Here is a 16,827-nt window from a genome sequence, read left to right on the forward strand (position 1 = left end):
AATGTCCTCCTCTATTTTTGATAGCCTAATTATAAACAAAATACTTATCAACCTCAAAGAAAACGATTGCAATTTTAATACGGGTGAATTTTTTCTAATGGTCAGACTGATTTTAGAGCTTGTCAAATGTCACTTTTTTTGATAAACTACTATAGTTGCGTAAAGTGACAAATACTCATTCTAAGCCGATTGTGGTCTTGTTGCCGCAGGGTGGGACTGCAAGTCTAAAGCTTAGAAGAGGAAAAAACAATTTTTAAGGAGAAATACTCATGGCAGTAATTTCAATGAAACAACTTCTTGAGGCTGGTGTTCACTTCGGTCACCAAACTCGTCGCTGGAATCCTAAGATGGCTAAGTACATCTTCACAGAACGTAACGGGATCCACGTTATCGACTTGCAACAAACTGTAAAAATGGCTGATACAGCTTACGAATTCGTTCGTGAAGCAGCAGCTAACGATGCAGTAATCTTGTTCGTTGGTACTAAAAAACAAGCAGCTGAAGCAGTAGCTGAAGAAGCAACTCGTGCTGGTCAATACTACATCAACCACCGTTGGTTGGGTGGTACTCTTACAAACTGGGATACTATCCAAAAACGTATCGCTCGTTTGAAAGAAATCAAACAAATGGAAGCTGATGGAACTTTCGAAGTTCTTCCTAAGAAAGAAGTTGCACTTCTTAACAAACAACGTGCACGTCTTGAAAAATTCTTGGGTGGTATCGAAGATATGCCTCGCATTCCAGATGTAATCTACATCGTTGACCCACACAAAGAACAAATCGCTGTTAAAGAAGCTAAAAAACTTGGTATCCCAGTTGTAGCGATGGTTGATACAAACGCTGATCCAGATGAGATTGATGTAATCATCCCAGCTAACGATGACGCTATCCGTGCCGTTAAATTGATCACTTCAAAAATGGCTGATGCTATCATCGAAGGTAACCAAGGTGAAGATGCTTCTGCAGATTTCCAAGAAGCAGCTGCAGCTGATTCAATCGAAGAAATCGTTGAAGTTGTCGAAGGTGACAACAACTAATCTTTAAGATTGGTTTGGGCTCAATGCCCACTAAAGATACGACAAACACCTAAGGGGCGGGGCTCAGCCCTGCCCCTTAGTTTGATAAAATAAATTTGGAGAAAAACAAAATGGCAGAAATTACAGCTAAACTTGTTAAAGAATTGCGTGAAAAATCTGGTGCTGGTGTCATGGACGCTAAAAAAGCATTGGTTGAAGTTGAAGGTGATATCGAAAAAGCAATTGAATTGCTTCGCGAAAAAGGTATGGCTAAAGCAGCTAAGAAAGCTGACCGTGTTGCAGCTGAAGGTTTGACTGGTGTTTACGTTAACGGTAACGTTGCAGCAGTTGTTGAAGTTAACGCTGAAACTGACTTCGTTGCGAAGAACGCTCAATTCGTTGAGTTGGTAAACGAAACAGCTAAAGTAATTGCTGAAGGTAAACCAGCTAACAACGAAGAAGCACTTGCATTGACTATGCCTTCAGGTGAAACTCTTGAAGCTGCATACGTAACTGCTACAGCTACTATCGGTGAAAAGATTTCATTCCGTCGTTTTGCAGTTGTTGAGAAAACTGATGCACAACACTTCGGAGCTTACCAACACAACGGTGGACGTATCGGTGTTGTTTCAGTTATCGAAGGTGGAGATGATGCTCTTGCAAAACAAATCTCAATGCACATCGCAGCGATGAAACCAACTGTTCTTTCATACACTGAATTGGACGAACAATTTGTTAAAGATGAATTGGCACAACTTAACCACGCTATCGATCAAGATAACGAAAGCCGTGCTATGGTTAACAAACCAGCTCTTCCACACCTTAAATATGGTTCTAAAGCTCAATTGACTGATGCTGTTCTTGCTCAAGCTGAAGAAGATATCAAAGCTGAGTTGGCTGCTGAAGGTAAACCAGAAAAAATCTGGGATAAAATCATCCCAGGTAAAATGGACCGCTTCTTGCTTGACAACACTAAAGTTGACCAAGCATACACACTTCTTGCTCAAGTTTACATCATGGACGACAGCAAAACAGTTGAAGCTTACCTTGAATCAGTAAACGCTTCAGTAGTAGAATTCGTTCGCTTTGAAGTTGGTGAAGGTATCGAAAAAGCATCTAACGACTTTGAATCAGAAGTTGCAGCTACAATGGCAGCAGCTCTTAACAACTAATTCTAGTTGCTAGATAAAAAGAAAAGAAGTTACGTGAATGAATCGTAACTTCTTTTTTGTTGCTATTAAAAAAACGTCTGAGCATGCCCCAGACGTTGAAAAAAGTAATTAATGAGCGAAGGTATTTACACCAAGTAGAAGAGAGAGTGTTCCCATGATGATACCTGCAAGGATAACCCCAAGCATAACAGCAATAACACTACGTTTAAAGTCCCAATCTAGGATAGATGCTGCTAGGGTACCAGTCCAAGCTCCTGTTCCTGGAAGCGGAATTCCCACAAAAAGTAGAAGGGCCCAGAAGACACCCTTATCTCCAGCAGCTTTTTCAAGTTTTTGGCCACCACTGTGACCTTTTTTAAGACACCAGGTAAAGAAGCCACCAATTAGAGGTTTATCTGCCCCCCATTCGAGGACACGGCGGGCGAAGAAGAAGATAATTGGAACTGGAATCATGTTCCCAATGACACAAAGAATTAGGGCTTGCCACCAAGGGATACCTGAGGCGATAGCAACAGGAACGGCTCCACGGAGCTCAACCAAAGGAATCATAGAGATTAAGAGTGCAATGATGTATTTCATGAGTAACCTTTCATAGGGGAATAAAATAAGAGATAAGACTCAAAATGACATGAGCTTTATCGAGAGTGATAAGACTAATACTACTGCGAAAGTGCTAAAAAGTACTTGTTGGATTAGGTGGGTCTCAGCCTATCAAAGTAGATAGAAAATTTGAATCAAACACCTTAAGTTACCTAATATTTCAGTCTTATTTATTGTATCTTATATGGTCTCTAATGACAACTTTAAAAAGCTTTTTGAGGGTATAGTTTCCCATGAGCTGACATTTTTGGTATAATAATAGTCAGTTATAGTCAAATTAGACTGGAGGAATTAAGATGGCAAGAAATACATCAGATAGTATAGAAGAATATATTAAAGAATTGCTGGGCCAGTCTGGAATTGCTGAGATTCAACGCTCGAACTTAGCAGATACTTTTCAAGTTGTACCGAGTCAGATTAACTATGTTATTAAGACTCGTTTTACAGAAAGTCGTGGTTATATTGTTGAGAGTAAACGTGGAGGTGGCGGTTATATTCGTATCGTCAAGGTCAGATTCTCCGACAAGCACCACATGATTAATGATTTGCTTCAGAACTTGGCGGATCAGCTCAGCGAGCAGGTATTTACAGACTTGATTCAGTTGCTTTTTGATGAAAAAATCATCACTGAACGTGAGGGAAATTTGATTTTAGCAACTGCTAGTGATGATGTTTTAGGCGAAGATGCGGCTGCTATTCGTTCGCGTATTCTACGCTCGCTATTACTTAGATTGGATAGAAAAGGAAATTAGATGACGACATATTCAAGAAAAATGCAGGCCATTTTCCATCGTGCTCAGCTTGAGGCAGAGCGTTTTGGAAGTCCTTTCTTGGAGACTTGGCATGTGCTTCTGGCTATGGTTGAGGTTCCAGGATCTGTAGCCTACCTAACATTTACTGATTTTGAGGACCGTATTCGTGCGGAAGAGATTGAGACCGCTGCTGTACTAGCGATGGAGAAAAGTCCAAAAGACTTGTCTGAATCAGATATTATCGATTTACGTGCACAGTCACATGCTTTAGGGGCTATGTTGCAAGAGGCAGAGGGAATTGCTAGTGTAACTGGTGCTGTAGAGGTAGGGTCTGAACATGTATTGATGGCCTTTCTCCTTCATAAGGATTTGATGGTTTGTCGTCTCCTTGAAGTTGCTGGTTTTCAATATAAGGATGACAGCGATAAGCCTCGCATTATCGATTTACGACGTTCTTTGGAGCGTTACGCAGGTCTTAGTAAGCAAGATTTGAAGGCCATTCACGACCTTCGTAAGCCTAAAAAGTCAAAGGCATCAGGTAATTTTGCTAATATGATGCAGCCTCCTCAATCTTCTACTGGGGAACTGTCAGATTACACAAAAGACTTAACGGCAGTAGCCGAGTCAGGTGCTCTTGATCCTGTTATTGGACGTGAGAAAGAAATTTCACGCATGATTCAGGTTTTGAGTCGTAAAACGAAGAATAACCCAGTTCTTGTGGGTGAAGCAGGTGTTGGTAAGACGGCACTTGCGCTTGGCTTAGCACAGCGTATTGCTTCAGGCGAAGTACCTTTTGAGTTGGCTGATATGCGTATCTTAGAGCTTGATATGATGAGTGTGGTTGCAGGAACACGTTTCCGTGGCGATTTCGAAGAACGTATGAATCAGATCATTGATGAGATTGAAGCTGATGGAAAAATCATTCTCTTTATTGACGAATTGCATACGATTATCGGTTCTGGTTCAGGTATTGATAGTACCTTAGATGCGGCGAATATTTTGAAACCCGCTCTAGCACGTGGAACCCTTCATATGGTTGGAGCAACTACTCAAGCTGAGTACCAGAAGCATATTGAGAAAGATGCAGCTCTTTCTCGCCGTTTTGCTAAGATTACAATCGAGGAGCCAAGTGTAGCTGAGGCGATTGATATTCTAAAAGGCCTACGGTCGTCTTATGAAGACTATCATCGTGTAACGATTACTGATGAGGCGGTTGAGACAGCAGTCAAGGCAGCCCACCGTTATTTGACGAGTAAAAACTTACCTGACTCTGCCATTGACCTTTTAGATGAAGCGAGTGCAACTGTTCAAGGTCGTATCAAAAAAGAAGCCAAACTTGAAATAACGCCTTTGGACGAAGCGCTTCTATCTGGTGATATGAAGGCTGCTGTTAAACAATATAAGGCTAGCCAAAAAGCAAAATTACCAAAACCTGCCTTGGTAGATGCAGATCAGATTATGCAAACCCTTAGTCGTCTATCAGGTATTCCTGTTGAGAAGATGACTCAGGCAGATAGCAAGCGTTACTTGAATCTGGAAGCAGAGCTTCACAAACGTGTTATTGGTCAAGACGAAGCAGTTTCAGCGATTAGTCGTGCTATTCGTCGTAACCAGTCAGGTATTCGTACTGGCAAACGTCCGATTGGTTCCTTCATGTTCCTTGGACCTACTGGTGTTGGTAAGACAGAATTGGCCAAGGCTTTGGCGGAGGTTCTCTTTGATGATGAGTCAGCTTTGCTTCGCTTTGACATGTCAGAATACATGGAAAAATTTGCGGCTAGCCGCCTTAACGGTGCTCCTCCAGGTTATGTTGGATATGATGAGGGTGGTGAGTTAACAGAAAAAGTTCGTAACAAGCCTTACTCAGTTCTTCTTTTTGACGAGGTAGAAAAGGCTCACCCAGACATTTTCAACATTCTCTTACAGGTTTTGGATGATGGTGTCTTGACGGATAGTCGAGGTCGTAAAGTCGACTTCTCAAATACCATTATCATAATGACTTCGAACTTGGGGGCGACTGCTCTTCGCGATGATAAGACTGTTGGTTTTGGTGCTCGAGACATTTCTCATAATCATCAAGCTATGCAGTCACGTATCATGGAAGAGCTTAAGAAGGCCTACCGTCCAGAGTTTATCAACCGTATTGATGAGAAGGTTGTCTTCCATAGCTTAGAGGAAGAACAGCTTCGTGAGATTGTCAAAATTATGGTAAAACCGTTGGTTTCAGCTTTGGCTGAAAAAGGGATTGACTTGAAATTCCAACCAGCTGCCCTCAAGCATTTGGCTAAAGATGGCTATGATGTTGAGATGGGTGCTCGTCCATTACGTCGCACGATTCAAACTCAGGTTGAGGATAAGTTATCTGAGCTCTTACTAGGCGGCCAAGTAGTGAGTGGACAAACCCTTAAGATTGGTTGTTCGAAAGATAAATTAACCTTTACAGTAGTGTAAAGATTAAACAAAAAGACAGATTACAGGTGTAGTTTGTCTTTTTGTTTGTGTCAACAGGAGTCAAGGTAGAGTCAATCTTTCTGTAAAGTTGGGTAAAAGAAAAAGCCGAGCAAGGCTCGACTATAAGGTTTAGAGTTTTTCGTTGACAAAGGTGACAAAGTGATTCCACCAGACCTTGAGGAAGAAGCTTTTCTTAACTTCTTTACCAGCAACCAGTTCCATGCTAGGCATACCTTGGTTAGGTAGGTAACCTTCTCCGACAAGTGACTTATCTTCAAAGGTAGCAGTTCCAACCTTGTCTCCTGGTTTGACAGGAGCTTGGACTTGATTTGTAGTAACTTTAATATGTTTACTATTGTTAGCATCTATTTTTTGGATGATATTAAAGTCAGACTTAGCGACGGCAGTGACTTGCTTAGATTTACCATCAATAACATGGGCTTGACTTTTACCGATAGCTTGTCCTTTTTTGGCAATGGTCTTGCTTTCCCAATGATAGACTACGTAGTTAAGTAGGTCATTGGTTGCAGTGAAACGGGCGTAGTCATCAGTATCGGTATTATCAGCATTCATAATGACTGTGATAATGCTCATGCCACTTTCATTTGAGTGGGCCACGAAGGAAGCACCGGCCAAATCGGTGGTACCTGTTTTTAGACCATCAACTCCCTTGCGGTAACTAGGTTGTCCCTTAAGCATGTAGTTGAAGGTTTTAAGTTTGTTGACACCATCAAAATCAGCCTCGGTTTTTTTAGTGATATCGAGAATTTCAGGATATTCTTTCACCACGTGTTGCGCAATGATAGCAACGTCCTTAGCACTCATGGTGTTTTCTTCGTCAGATTTAGAGCCTGGATAGATATTGTCACCTAAGTAGGAATTATTAAGACCAGAGGCATTGACAATCTTGGCATCAGTGATACCCCAATCTTTAAGTTGGGCTTTCATCATATCGACAAACTTGCTTTCGGTTCCACCGATTTCCTCAGCTAGAGCAATGGATGCACTATTGGCACTGGAAATAAGGGTTGCGTCAAGGAGCTGTTTAACAGTGTACTTACGGGCATCTAGTGGAATATTGGATACTCCGGCACTGACAGTTAGTTCAAAGGGATAGTCAGAAATCTCAACTTTGCTATTCCATTTGAGGTCTCCCTGATCTACCGCTTTATACACCATGTAGGCCGTTAGGAGCTTGGTAATAGAGCCAATCCCTGTAGAGGTAGTGGCATCTTTTTCGTATAAAATTTTGCCAGTAGTCGCTTCGACAGCGATGGCATGTTTGGCTGCGGCATCATATCCTTTTTTCTTATCTGCTGCAAAAGCAGGGGCTACGCTTCCCAGACAGAGTAAGAAGGTCATCATAAGCGTAATCAGTTTTTTCATGGTTTGTTCCTTCATGTGTTTTGGATATTTATTATACCACATTTTGAGAGGAACTTAAGGTGTTGAGAAGGGGCTTTTACTTACAAGACCAATTTTGAAGGCAAGATAAAACTACCTTTTGATAGCTAAAAGGTAGTTTTGTGTTTACTTGTTTCCTGTAAAGAAATTAACGATATGATTCCACCAAACTTTTAAGAAGAAACTTTTCTTGATAGATTGGTTGGCTGTTACAGAAACTTGAGGTGGCTCAGAGATGTAACCTGTCCCTACGAGATCCTTATCATCAAAAGTTGCAGTTCCGATAGTATCCCCTTTTTTGATAGGTGCCGTTATGGTTTTTGCTTTGATTTTAACAGCATCATTTTTACTATTTATTTTTTGAACGACCGTAAGGTCTGACTCGAGTTTAGCAGAGATGGTTTGGCTATCTCCGTCAGCCACCTTGATATCATTTTTCTTGACGATTTGTCCTTTGGTGTTGAGGGTTTTGATTTCCCAGTTTTGTGTCACATAATCTAGCAACTCATTTGTGGCTGTGAATCTGGCAGCTTCATCTTCTCCGCCATTATCCGCATTCATAACAACGGTAATCAAGCTCATGCCATTTTCATTGGAGTGGGCTACGAAGGAAGCCCCTGCAAGTTCAGTTGTTCCAGTCTTGAGTCCATCAACGCCTTCACGGTAGTTGTCTTGACCTTCTAACATGTAGTTGTGCGTCGTTAATTTGTTGTCACCTTCGAAATCAGTTTCGGTTTGCTTGGTGATTTCAAGTACCTGAGGATAGTCTTTGATGAGGTGGTCTGCAATAATGGCAACATCTAGAGCACTCATAGTATTTTCGTCATCTGCTTTAGAGCCAGGATAGCGGTTATCGCCTAGGTATTTATTATTTAGTCCTGAAGCGTTGTATAATTTAGCATCTGTAATGCCCCACTCTTTAAGTTGGGCTGTCATAGTGTCAACAAATGCACTCTCTGATCCTGAGATTTTTTCAGCTAGAGCAATAGCAGTACTGTTAGCGCTGGAAATGAGGGTGGCATCTAGGAGCTGTTTAACAGTGTATTTTCGGGAATCTAGTGGGACATTTGAAACTTCTGAATCAACGGTTAAGTTGAAAGGATAGTCTGAGATATCGACGTCAGTGTCCCAGGTAATTTTTCCTTGGTCAACTGCTTTATAGACCATGTAGGCTGTTAGGATTTTAGTCATTGAAGCCACACCGTCAGGAGTAGTGGCGTCCTTTTCATAGAGGACTTTCCCTGTAGTTGCTTCGACAGCAATCGCATGTTTAGCGGAAACATTGAAGTCATCTGTCTGTTCTTGTGCTAGAGCAGGTGTTACTAGGCCTAGTAAGATTAAGGCAATCATAATGATGTGTTGTAATTTTTTCATAGTCATTCCTTTGTCTCTCATAAGTGTTTATTATATCACAAAACGACTTAAATATCTGAGAGAAAGGGAGACTTGGGTGCTAACTTATGCCGGAGCTCTGCCATTTTTGACTATATTATGGTAAAATGAAAGTTATATCAAATGAATGACATAAAGTTGACCGGTTCGTTTTTGTAAGGGCTGGTCATGGATAAAAAGAGGGATCAAACATGGCTAAACAAACTTTTGAGATGACCTTTGCAGGACGCCCGCTTGTCGTTGAAGTTGGGCAGGTAGCCAAGCAGGCTAATGGTGCTGTCGTCGTGCGTTATGGAGATACAACGGTATTATCAACAGCTGTTATGTCTAAAAAGATGGCAACGGCAGATTTCTTTCCTTTACAGGTTAATTATGAGGAAAAAATGTATGCAGCTGGCAAGTTCCCGGGGGGCTTTAACAAGCGTGAGGGTCGCCCTTCAACAGATGCCACGTTGACTGCTCGCCTCATTGATCGTCCTATTCGTCCTATGTTTGCGGAGGGCTTTCGTAACGAAGTTCAGGTCATTAACACGGTTCTCTCTTATGATGAGAATGCTAGTGCTCCGATGGCGGCTATGTTTGGGAGTTCTTTAGCTCTTTCTATCTCTGATATTCCTTTCAATGGTCCAATTGCTGGGGTTCAAGTAGCCTATGCTGCAGAAGATTTCATCATCAATCCAAGTGCAGCGGATAAGGAAGTTTCACTTTTAGATTTGACAGTGGCAGGTACCAAGGAAGCTATCAATATGGTAGAGTCAGGTGCCCAGGAATTGTCTGAGGATATTATGTTGCAAGCACTCTTGAAGGGGCATGAGGCCATTCAAGAGTTGGTTGATTTCCAAAATTATATCGTTGCAGCTGTTGGTAAGGAAAAGGCTGAGGTTGAACTTCTACAAGTTGATGCTGATTTGAAAGTCGAAATCGAAACAGCTTATTATGATCAGTTAGCGAAGGCTGTTCAGGTGGAAGAAAAACTGGCGCGTGAAGCAGCAACTCAGGCTGTAAAAGAAGAAGTCCTCGCTTCTTATCAAGAACGCTTTGCAGAAGATGAAGATAAGGAAACCATTCTGCGTGATGTGGCAGAAATTCTTGAGCAGATGGAACATGCTGAGGTGCGCCGTCTCATTACCGAGGATAAGGTTCGTCCAGATGGCCGTCGTGTGGATGAAATCCGTCCTTTGGACGCAGAGATTGACTTTCTTCCTAAGGTTCATGGTTCAGGTCTCTTTACACGTGGTCAAACTCAAGCCTTGTCAGTTTTGACTTTGGCACCTATGAGTGATACACAGCTTGTTGATGGTTTGGATCCAGAGTATAAGAAACGTTTCCTTCACCACTATAATTTCCCTCAGTATTCAGTGGGTGAGACAGGGCGTTACGGTGCACCAGGTCGACGTGAGATTGGTCACGGAGCCTTGGGTGAACGTGCCCTTGCTCAGGTTCTCCCAAGTGTTGAAGAGTTCCCTTATGCTATCCGTTTGGTAGCAGAAGTCTTGGAGTCAAATGGTTCTTCCTCACAAGCTTCTATTTGTGCAGGAACCTTGGCTCTTATGGCTGGTGGTGTACCGATTAAGGCACCTGTTGCAGGTATTGCCATGGGACTTATCTCAGATGGTACTAACTACACTGTCCTAACTGATATTCAAGGTTTGGAAGATCATTTTGGAGATATGGACTTTAAGGTGGCTGGGACACGTCAAGGAATTACAGCTCTTCAGATGGATATTAAGATTTCGGGTATTACACCGGCCATTCTCGAAGAGGCTTTGGCTCAGGCAAAGGTAGCTCGTTTTGAAATTCTTGATGTTATTGAGTCAGCAATCGCTGAGCCACGTCCAGAATTGGCACCAACAGCACCTAAGATTGATAGCATTCAGATTCCTGTTGACAAGATCAAGGTTGTCATCGGTAAAGGTGGCGAAACTATTGATAAGATTATCGCTGAAACTGGTGTCACTATTGATATCGATGAAGAAGGTCTTGTTCAGATTTTCTCTAGCGATCAGGATGCTATTAACCGTGCTAAAACTATCATCTCCGATCTTGTACGTGAAGCTAAGGTTGGAGAGGTTTACACTGTACCCGTTGTCCGTATTGAAAAGTTCGGTGCCTTCGTCCACCTTTTCAATAAGACAGATGCTCTCATCCACATCTCAGAACTAGCTTGGGAACGTACTGAGCATGTCGAAGATGTGGTTAAAGTTGGGGGTACGGTAACTGTTAAAATTATCAAAATCGATGAAAAAGGACGTATCGATGCCTCAATCAAGGCCTTGCTTCCTAAGCCTGAAAAACTTGATGATGGGGAAAATGGAGGAGAGCATCGTCACCGCCGTCGTTCTCATCATAAACCACGCCACCATAATGAAAGTGGTGAAGCACCGAAAAATCCTGATAAATCAGAAACGAAAGAACAGACAGAAGAATGACAGAAAATCAAGAATTGCAAGCTTTTGATGAAACTCTAAAAGAATTTTTAAAGGAACCAGACCACTTTTTAACCAGTCTGGCTTTGGTTAATCACCTACAACGTACTCCCGTCTTGGCTGCTCAAGACCTCTACGCAGTTGAAGTGGAAGGAAAGAAGGTTGTTCCTGTCTTCACCAATGAACAGGACCTACAATCTTTCAAAGCTACTCAGGAGAGTGCTCGAGAACAAATTTGGATAGAACGTTCGAGCTTAGATGTTTTAACACAACTTGTTCAGGCAGAGCTTTTTGGTCTTGCTTTCAATTTAAAAGAGGATGGTGATTTCTCGAATACCACTCTTTTTGCAAGCAGTGAACTCATCCAGTTTATCAACTATTTCACTCAGACCCTTAATAATCTTTTGGGTGAGGAAAATCAAAAGGCAGCTCCTAAAGATAAGATTTATCTTGTGCCAGCCTTCATTCACAAACGCGAGGAAGATGGCCAGGATGACCGTTTCTTTGCGACCATGTCGAATGCAGAGGGACAGAGTTATGTGCCTGTGTTTACGAACTTAACGAGCTTTACAAAATGGTACGGTAACGAGACTTTTGGCCTACCTTTCCGTAAGGCTAAAGGGACGATTTTGCAATGGCCACTGTCAGAAATTTACCAGCCTTCAACAGGTGAAAATGAGTTGGATAAGGTTCAAGGTATTGTCATCAATCCGTTTGATGAGCAGCCTGAGTTAGTCGACTGGTCTTATTTTGAAGGGGATAGCGAGTAGACCTAGTGTTGGTAGCTTTCCACTTTAAAATAATAATAGGGCCACAGCAAACAATAATAACAATAATGATGTAAGGAGTGACCTAAATGGGTTGGTGGAAAGAAAGTATTGATATAGTAAAGAAAAATGACCCGGCAGCTCGGACGAGTCTAGAGGTTCTTTTAACCTACCCTGGATTAAAAGCCTTGGCTGCCCATCGTATCTCACATTTTCTCTGGCGCCACCATTGTCGACTCTTAGCGCGTATGCATAGTCAGTTTTGGCGCTTTTGGACTCAGATTGAGATTCACCCAGGGGCTCAGATTGCTGAAGGTGTCTTTATTGACCATGGCTCTGGCCTTGTCATTGGTGAGACAGCTGTTGTGGAGAAGGGCGCTATGCTTTACCACGGTGTCACTTTAGGTGGTACTGGTAAAGATGTCGGAAAACGTCACCCAACCGTTCGTGAGGGTGCCCTGGTTTCAGCCCATGCTCAGGTCATAGGCCCTATTGAGATTGGAAAGAATGCTAAGGTGGGGGCGGCAGCCGTGGTTGTTGCAGATGTCCCAGAAGATGTTACAGTCGTTGGTGTTCCTGCTAAGGTTGTGCGTGTTCATGGTCAAAAGGATGAAGAAGTTATCCACGATATTGAAGAAGGACGTGAATACTATAGCGAAAAGCTAGAAGATCTTCTAAAAGCAGCTAGCTTCCACTCATCACGTCTATAAGGAAAGGAAACGATGAAACTCTTTAGTTCAAAGGTGACTCGATTGACGGTCGTGGGTCCTCTTGCTCTTGTTTACATTGCTTTACATAGAGCAGACTATAGCATGGCCGCCTTATGGTTTTGCATTGCTCTGTTATGGGCCGGTCTTGTTTTTAAGCAACGACACAAGTGAGATTTGAGTAATGAAAAAATTCTTCAAGGACAATCCTTTTTTGGTCTTCTATATAGTTGGGAGTTTTCTTTCAGCTATGTCTCTCTTGGCTCAAGGTCAGCTAGTTGCGGCTATTTGGATTATCATTCTCGTTATACTCTTGTGTTTGTACCTAAACCATATCAAGGATAAAAAATAGTTTCCAGTTAATTGAAAGGAATCTCAAGTGATTAAAATTTATGATACGATGACACGTTCGCTCCGTGATTTTGTACCTTTGACAGAAAATGTTGTCAATATGTATGTCTGCGGACCAACAGTTTACAATTATATTCATATCGGAAATGCCCGTTCAGCGGTAGCTTTTGATACTATTCGTCGTTATTTTGAGTATTGTGGCTATACAGTCAACTATATTTCCAACTTTACGGATGTAGATGATAAGATTATCAAGGCAGCTAATGAAGCTGGTATTTCAACTAAGGAATTGTCGGACAAGTTTATCGCGGCCTTTATGGAAGATACCGGACAACTTGGCATCAAACCAGCGACACAAAATCCACGTGTTATTAACTACATGGATGAAATCATTACATTCGTGTCAACCTTGGTTGACAAAGGATTTGCCTATGTCTCTGAAGGAGATGTTTACTTCCGAGTAGCTAAGTCAAACAACTATGCTAAATTGGCTAACAAGACCTTGGAAGATCTTGAAATTGGTGCAAGCGGACGTACGGATGCTGAAACAGAACGTAAGGAAAATCCTCTGGATTTTGCCCTTTGGAAAGCTGCCAAAGAGGGAGAAGTTTCTTGGGACAGCCCATGGGGACCTGGTCGTCCTGGTTGGCACATCGAATGTTCTGTAATGGCGACTGAAATCCTTGGAGATACTATCGATATTCATGGTGGAGGGGCAGACCTTGAGTTTCCACATCATACCAATGAAATTGCCCAATCAGAAGCCAAAACTGGCAAGACCTTCGCTAACTACTGGATGCATAATGGTTTTGTCAATGTGGATAATGAAAAAATGTCAAAATCCTTGGGTAACTTCGTGACCGTTCACGATATGCTTCAAACGGTTGATGGTCAAGTGCTTCGCTTCTTCCTAGCGACACAACAGTACCGTAAGCCAATTAACTTTACAGAAAAAGCTATCCATGATGCTGAAGTTAATCTTAAGTATTTGAAAAATACCCACAGTCTTCCGTTGACAGAACAGGTGAATCAAGCTGAGTTGCAAACTTATCTTGACGCCTTCCAAGAAGCTATGGATGATGACTTTAATACGGCAAATGGAGTGACTGTTTTGTTTGACATGGCCAAATGGATTAATTCAGGCAATTATGATCAAACCGTTAAGGATGCTTTTGAAAAAATGCTCCAAGTCTTCGGTATTGTTTTCGAAGAAGAAGTCCTTGATGAAGACATCGAAAAACTCATTGAAGAGCGTCAAGCGGCGCGTGCTAACAAGGACTTTGCGACAGCAGACCGTATTCGCGATGAGTTGGCTGCTCAAGGTATCAAACTTCTTGATACCAAGGAGGGCGTGAGGTGGACACGTGACTAAACATCTTGATGTCAACCTTATTAACGGCATTGCTCTTGCCTTTGAGGGAGATGCTGTTTATTCCTTGTACATTCGTCGTCACCTGATTTTTCAAGGTCAGACCAAGCCAAACCAACTGCACCGTCTAGCTACACGTTATGTTTCAGCTAAGGCTCAGGCTAGTCTCATTGAAAAAATGCTAGAGCAAGAGCTTTTGACTGAAAAAGAGCTAGACATCTATAAAAGAGGTCGTAATGCGAATAGCCATACCAAGGCTAAAAATACCGATGTTATTACCTATAAGATGTCAACAGGCTTCGAAGCAGTCATGGGCTATCTTCATATGACCGAGGATATCGCTCGCTTAGAGGAACTGATTGCTTGGTGTATTGACGAAGTTGAAAAAGAAATCTAAAAATTCTGCCGAGAGCAGGATTTTTTGTTATTTAAAGGCTATAAAAATTGTAACAGTTAGCCAGAGTTTCAAAATTTAGATTATTTGAAAATCAAAGTAATTCAGCTTCTTGACAATGAAAAATAAGATGAAACTAATATTTAGCACCTTAAAAATGAGAAAGTTAAGGGGTGTCTGACACGTGTAAAACCCCGATATAATAGCGTTTTTTAATAAAACTAATTTGACAGAAAGTAAAAAAAAAAGTCTATAATATTAGTAAATGAGGCCGTCTAAAAAATGAGGAGGTGAATGGAAATAGCTAAGAAAAAAGTTTTCTATACAACTTTTGCTGCTTTGATTTTATCTAGCTTTACGCTTCAAACAGGTAAAGCAGATGAGGTTCAGGTAAAACCTGATGAAGCTAAAATAGATTATGTTAATAGTGAGGCACCGGCTCCAGTTGCTCCTCAGGCTGATTTTTCTTCAGTAGGAGCTAAGGCAGAGCCAGCGAGTCAAGTAAGTTCAGTAGTGACCTCAACGTCACTGATGGTTGTCTCTTCAAGTGAGACAGATGAGGGGCTTCTTGAGGTACATTCTCAAGTTGATATCGTGGAGACTAGCGTTTCTACGACGACACCTCATTCAGAAGAGGCTCGTGCCCAGGCTTTTGGTGAGGATCGATCAGTAGCGGCATCTGAACGAGGAGATGCAAACCCAACATCTGATTCTGAACAAGCTAAACCAAATATTGTGCTTACTTATGATAAGTCTCGTGAGGCTACAGCGACTGCAGAGTCTCAAGCTGTAACTTCAATGTATAAGAGTGAAAGCACACTATATACATCTGAACTTGCTGGAAATACACATGCAGTTATTGAAAAATCAGAGTATTCTTCACTGAATTCTCATACGACATCTGTAAGTGCGACTCCTACTAGTCAAGCTATTGCAACTTCTGAAGTCGCTTCTGAGTCTGCAAGCACTGCTAGCTCTCTTGCATCTACGGCTCCAGAAACGAGTCAGTTAAATAATAATTCAGAAGATAGCTTAACTGTCCTTACGGTTGGCTGGAAAGATTCATCATCAACTTCTGAGGTCTTTAAAACTTCTGAAGTGGTTTCTATGTTGCAAAGTGAGAGTTTGACCTATTCGTCAGAGGTAACCTTTACGGATGGACTCATCTCAGAAATCTTAGCAACTCCAATCACTTCTGAAGTATACACCGTTGTTCCAAAACGAGATAGTACTGGAGCGCTTCTTGAAGATCAACCTGCTGTTACAGGGAATACAGACATTCTTTATTTAGCACGTGGTGAAATCTTTAACGTCAACTTTGATGTTAACAAGATGGAAGGTAAGAAGATTAAGGGCCTTAATCTAGTCCTTGATGGCAAACAAATTCATCATAGCTACTTTGTTGAAGGAACTTTGGATGAGGTCAATGCTGGTTTGAGTGCCTACCATTTGGCAGAGCAAACGACTGGTATTCATAAAATGACCTTTGAGTTGATTGATACGAATAACAATATTCATTATCTGACACAGACTTTTAGCGTCTTCAATGAAGGCGAGCGTCCAGTGACACCGGATAGTTACCGTAGGAATCAGTATTCATCAACAACGACAACAACGACTGTACCGGTTACTTATAATACCAGTGCAAATAGCTACACTGAAACCGCCAATCATATACAAGCTACGGCTGTTAATGAGTTGGCTGAGACAACTAGAGCGCTAACACAGCAATTGGCAGAACAAATTGCTGAGGTTTTGAGTGGTTGGTCTTCAGCAATTTCTGGAAATAGTTCAACAAGCACAGGTTCAATTGATATCTTCCAAGCAGCAGGTAAAACCATTACTCAAGCTGCGAGAAAGATTGCAGAATCAATCTCAGATCCAGATACAATTGGTAAGCAAGCTTTGGCTGCTGCAACTGTTGTTCTCGTTCTTCTAGTGCTTTACCTAGCAGCAATTACATTTATTTAACATGCTTTGCCCTCGTAAGAGGGCTTTTTTTATGATAGAATATCCACACCTTCCC

Annotated in this window: 13 protein-coding genes; 10 read left to right on the plus strand and 3 right to left on the minus strand. The window is 41.8% G+C overall.

Annotated features, from left to right (window positions below; all coding sequences use genetic code 11):
• Positions 1–269 precede the first annotated feature (269 nt).
• The gene (gene rpsB, locus SSAL8618_RS00525) at positions 270–1,037 is read left to right on the plus strand and encodes a 30S ribosomal protein S2 (RefSeq protein WP_002886342.1); all 768 of its coding nucleotides are present in this window, start codon (positions 270–272) and stop codon (positions 1,035–1,037) included.
• A 110-nt stretch (positions 1,038–1,147) separates the two neighbouring features.
• On the plus strand, positions 1,148–2,188 hold the full coding sequence (gene tsf, locus SSAL8618_RS00530) for a translation elongation factor Ts (protein ID WP_002886343.1): 1,041 nt from the start codon (positions 1,148–1,150) through the stop codon (positions 2,186–2,188).
• 108 nt (positions 2,189–2,296) lie between these two features.
• Here tsf and SSAL8618_RS00535 read toward each other — a convergent pair whose 3' ends face one another.
• On the minus strand, positions 2,297–2,767 hold the full coding sequence (locus SSAL8618_RS00535; protein WP_004182164.1) for a COG2426 family protein: 471 nt from the start codon (positions 2,765–2,767) through the stop codon (positions 2,297–2,299).
• 317 nt (positions 2,768–3,084) lie between these two features.
• On the opposite strand from SSAL8618_RS00535, the gene SSAL8618_RS00540 reads away from it, so the two are divergent.
• Both SSAL8618_RS00540 and SSAL8618_RS00545 read left to right on the plus strand, forming a co-directional pair.
• Positions 3,085–3,540, plus strand: coding sequence for a CtsR family transcriptional regulator (locus SSAL8618_RS00540; protein ID WP_014633783.1), 456 nt, complete (start codon positions 3,085–3,087; stop codon positions 3,538–3,540).
• Positions 3,541–5,991 carry an ATP-dependent Clp protease ATP-binding subunit gene (locus tag SSAL8618_RS00545; protein ID WP_022496764.1) on the plus strand — a complete coding sequence of 817 codons (2,451 nt, stop codon included), beginning with the start codon at positions 3,541–3,543 and terminating at the stop codon, positions 5,989–5,991.
• A 129-nt stretch (positions 5,992–6,120) separates the two neighbouring features.
• On the opposite strand, the gene pbp3 (SSAL8618_RS00550) is transcribed toward SSAL8618_RS00545, so the two are convergent.
• Positions 6,121–7,377 carry a D-alanyl-D-alanine carboxypeptidase PBP3 gene (pbp3, locus tag SSAL8618_RS00550; protein ID WP_022496763.1) on the minus strand — a complete coding sequence of 419 codons (1,257 nt, stop codon included), beginning with the start codon at positions 7,375–7,377 and terminating at the stop codon, positions 6,121–6,123.
• 144 nt (positions 7,378–7,521) lie between these two features.
• Positions 7,522–8,769, minus strand: a complete 1,248-nt coding sequence (pbp3, locus tag SSAL8618_RS00555) for a D-alanyl-D-alanine carboxypeptidase PBP3 (RefSeq protein WP_022496762.1) — start codon at positions 8,767–8,769, stop codon at positions 7,522–7,524.
• A gap of 209 nt (positions 8,770–8,978) precedes the next feature.
• Here pbp3 (SSAL8618_RS00555) and pnp point away from each other — a divergent pair, with 209 nt between their 5' ends.
• The 6 genes from pnp (at position 8,979) to SSAL8618_RS00585 (ending at position 16,772) form a co-directional block, all read left to right on the plus strand.
• The gene (pnp, locus tag SSAL8618_RS00560) at positions 8,979–11,216 is read left to right on the plus strand and encodes a polyribonucleotide nucleotidyltransferase (RefSeq protein WP_022496761.1); all 2,238 of its coding nucleotides are present in this window, start codon (positions 8,979–8,981) and stop codon (positions 11,214–11,216) included.
• Positions 11,213–11,983, plus strand: a complete 771-nt coding sequence (locus SSAL8618_RS00565; protein WP_038675043.1) for an SseB family protein — start codon at positions 11,213–11,215, stop codon at positions 11,981–11,983. Before pnp ends, SSAL8618_RS00565 begins: the two co-directional genes overlap by 4 nt.
• An 86-nt stretch (positions 11,984–12,069) precedes the next feature.
• Positions 12,070–12,690, plus strand: coding sequence for a serine O-acetyltransferase (cysE, locus tag SSAL8618_RS00570; protein WP_002886354.1), 621 nt, complete (start codon positions 12,070–12,072; stop codon positions 12,688–12,690).
• A 376-nt stretch (positions 12,691–13,066) separates the two neighbouring features.
• Complete coding sequence (gene cysS, locus SSAL8618_RS00575) at positions 13,067–14,410, plus strand: cysteine--tRNA ligase (protein WP_004182150.1); 1,344 nt, start codon at positions 13,067–13,069, stop codon at positions 14,408–14,410.
• Entirely contained in the window at positions 14,403–14,804 is a 402-nt protein-coding gene (locus tag SSAL8618_RS00580; protein WP_002886359.1) for a Mini-ribonuclease 3, read from the plus strand. The genes cysS and SSAL8618_RS00580 overlap by 8 nt, the downstream gene beginning before the upstream one ends.
• A 291-nt stretch (positions 14,805–15,095) precedes the next feature.
• Positions 15,096–16,772, plus strand: a complete 1,677-nt coding sequence (locus SSAL8618_RS00585) for a hypothetical protein (RefSeq protein ID WP_038675046.1) — start codon at positions 15,096–15,098, stop codon at positions 16,770–16,772.
• Positions 16,773–16,827: the final 55 nt, after the last annotated feature.

Source organism: Streptococcus salivarius (assembly GCF_000785515.1).
GTDB lineage: Bacteria > Bacillota > Bacilli > Lactobacillales > Streptococcaceae > Streptococcus > Streptococcus salivarius.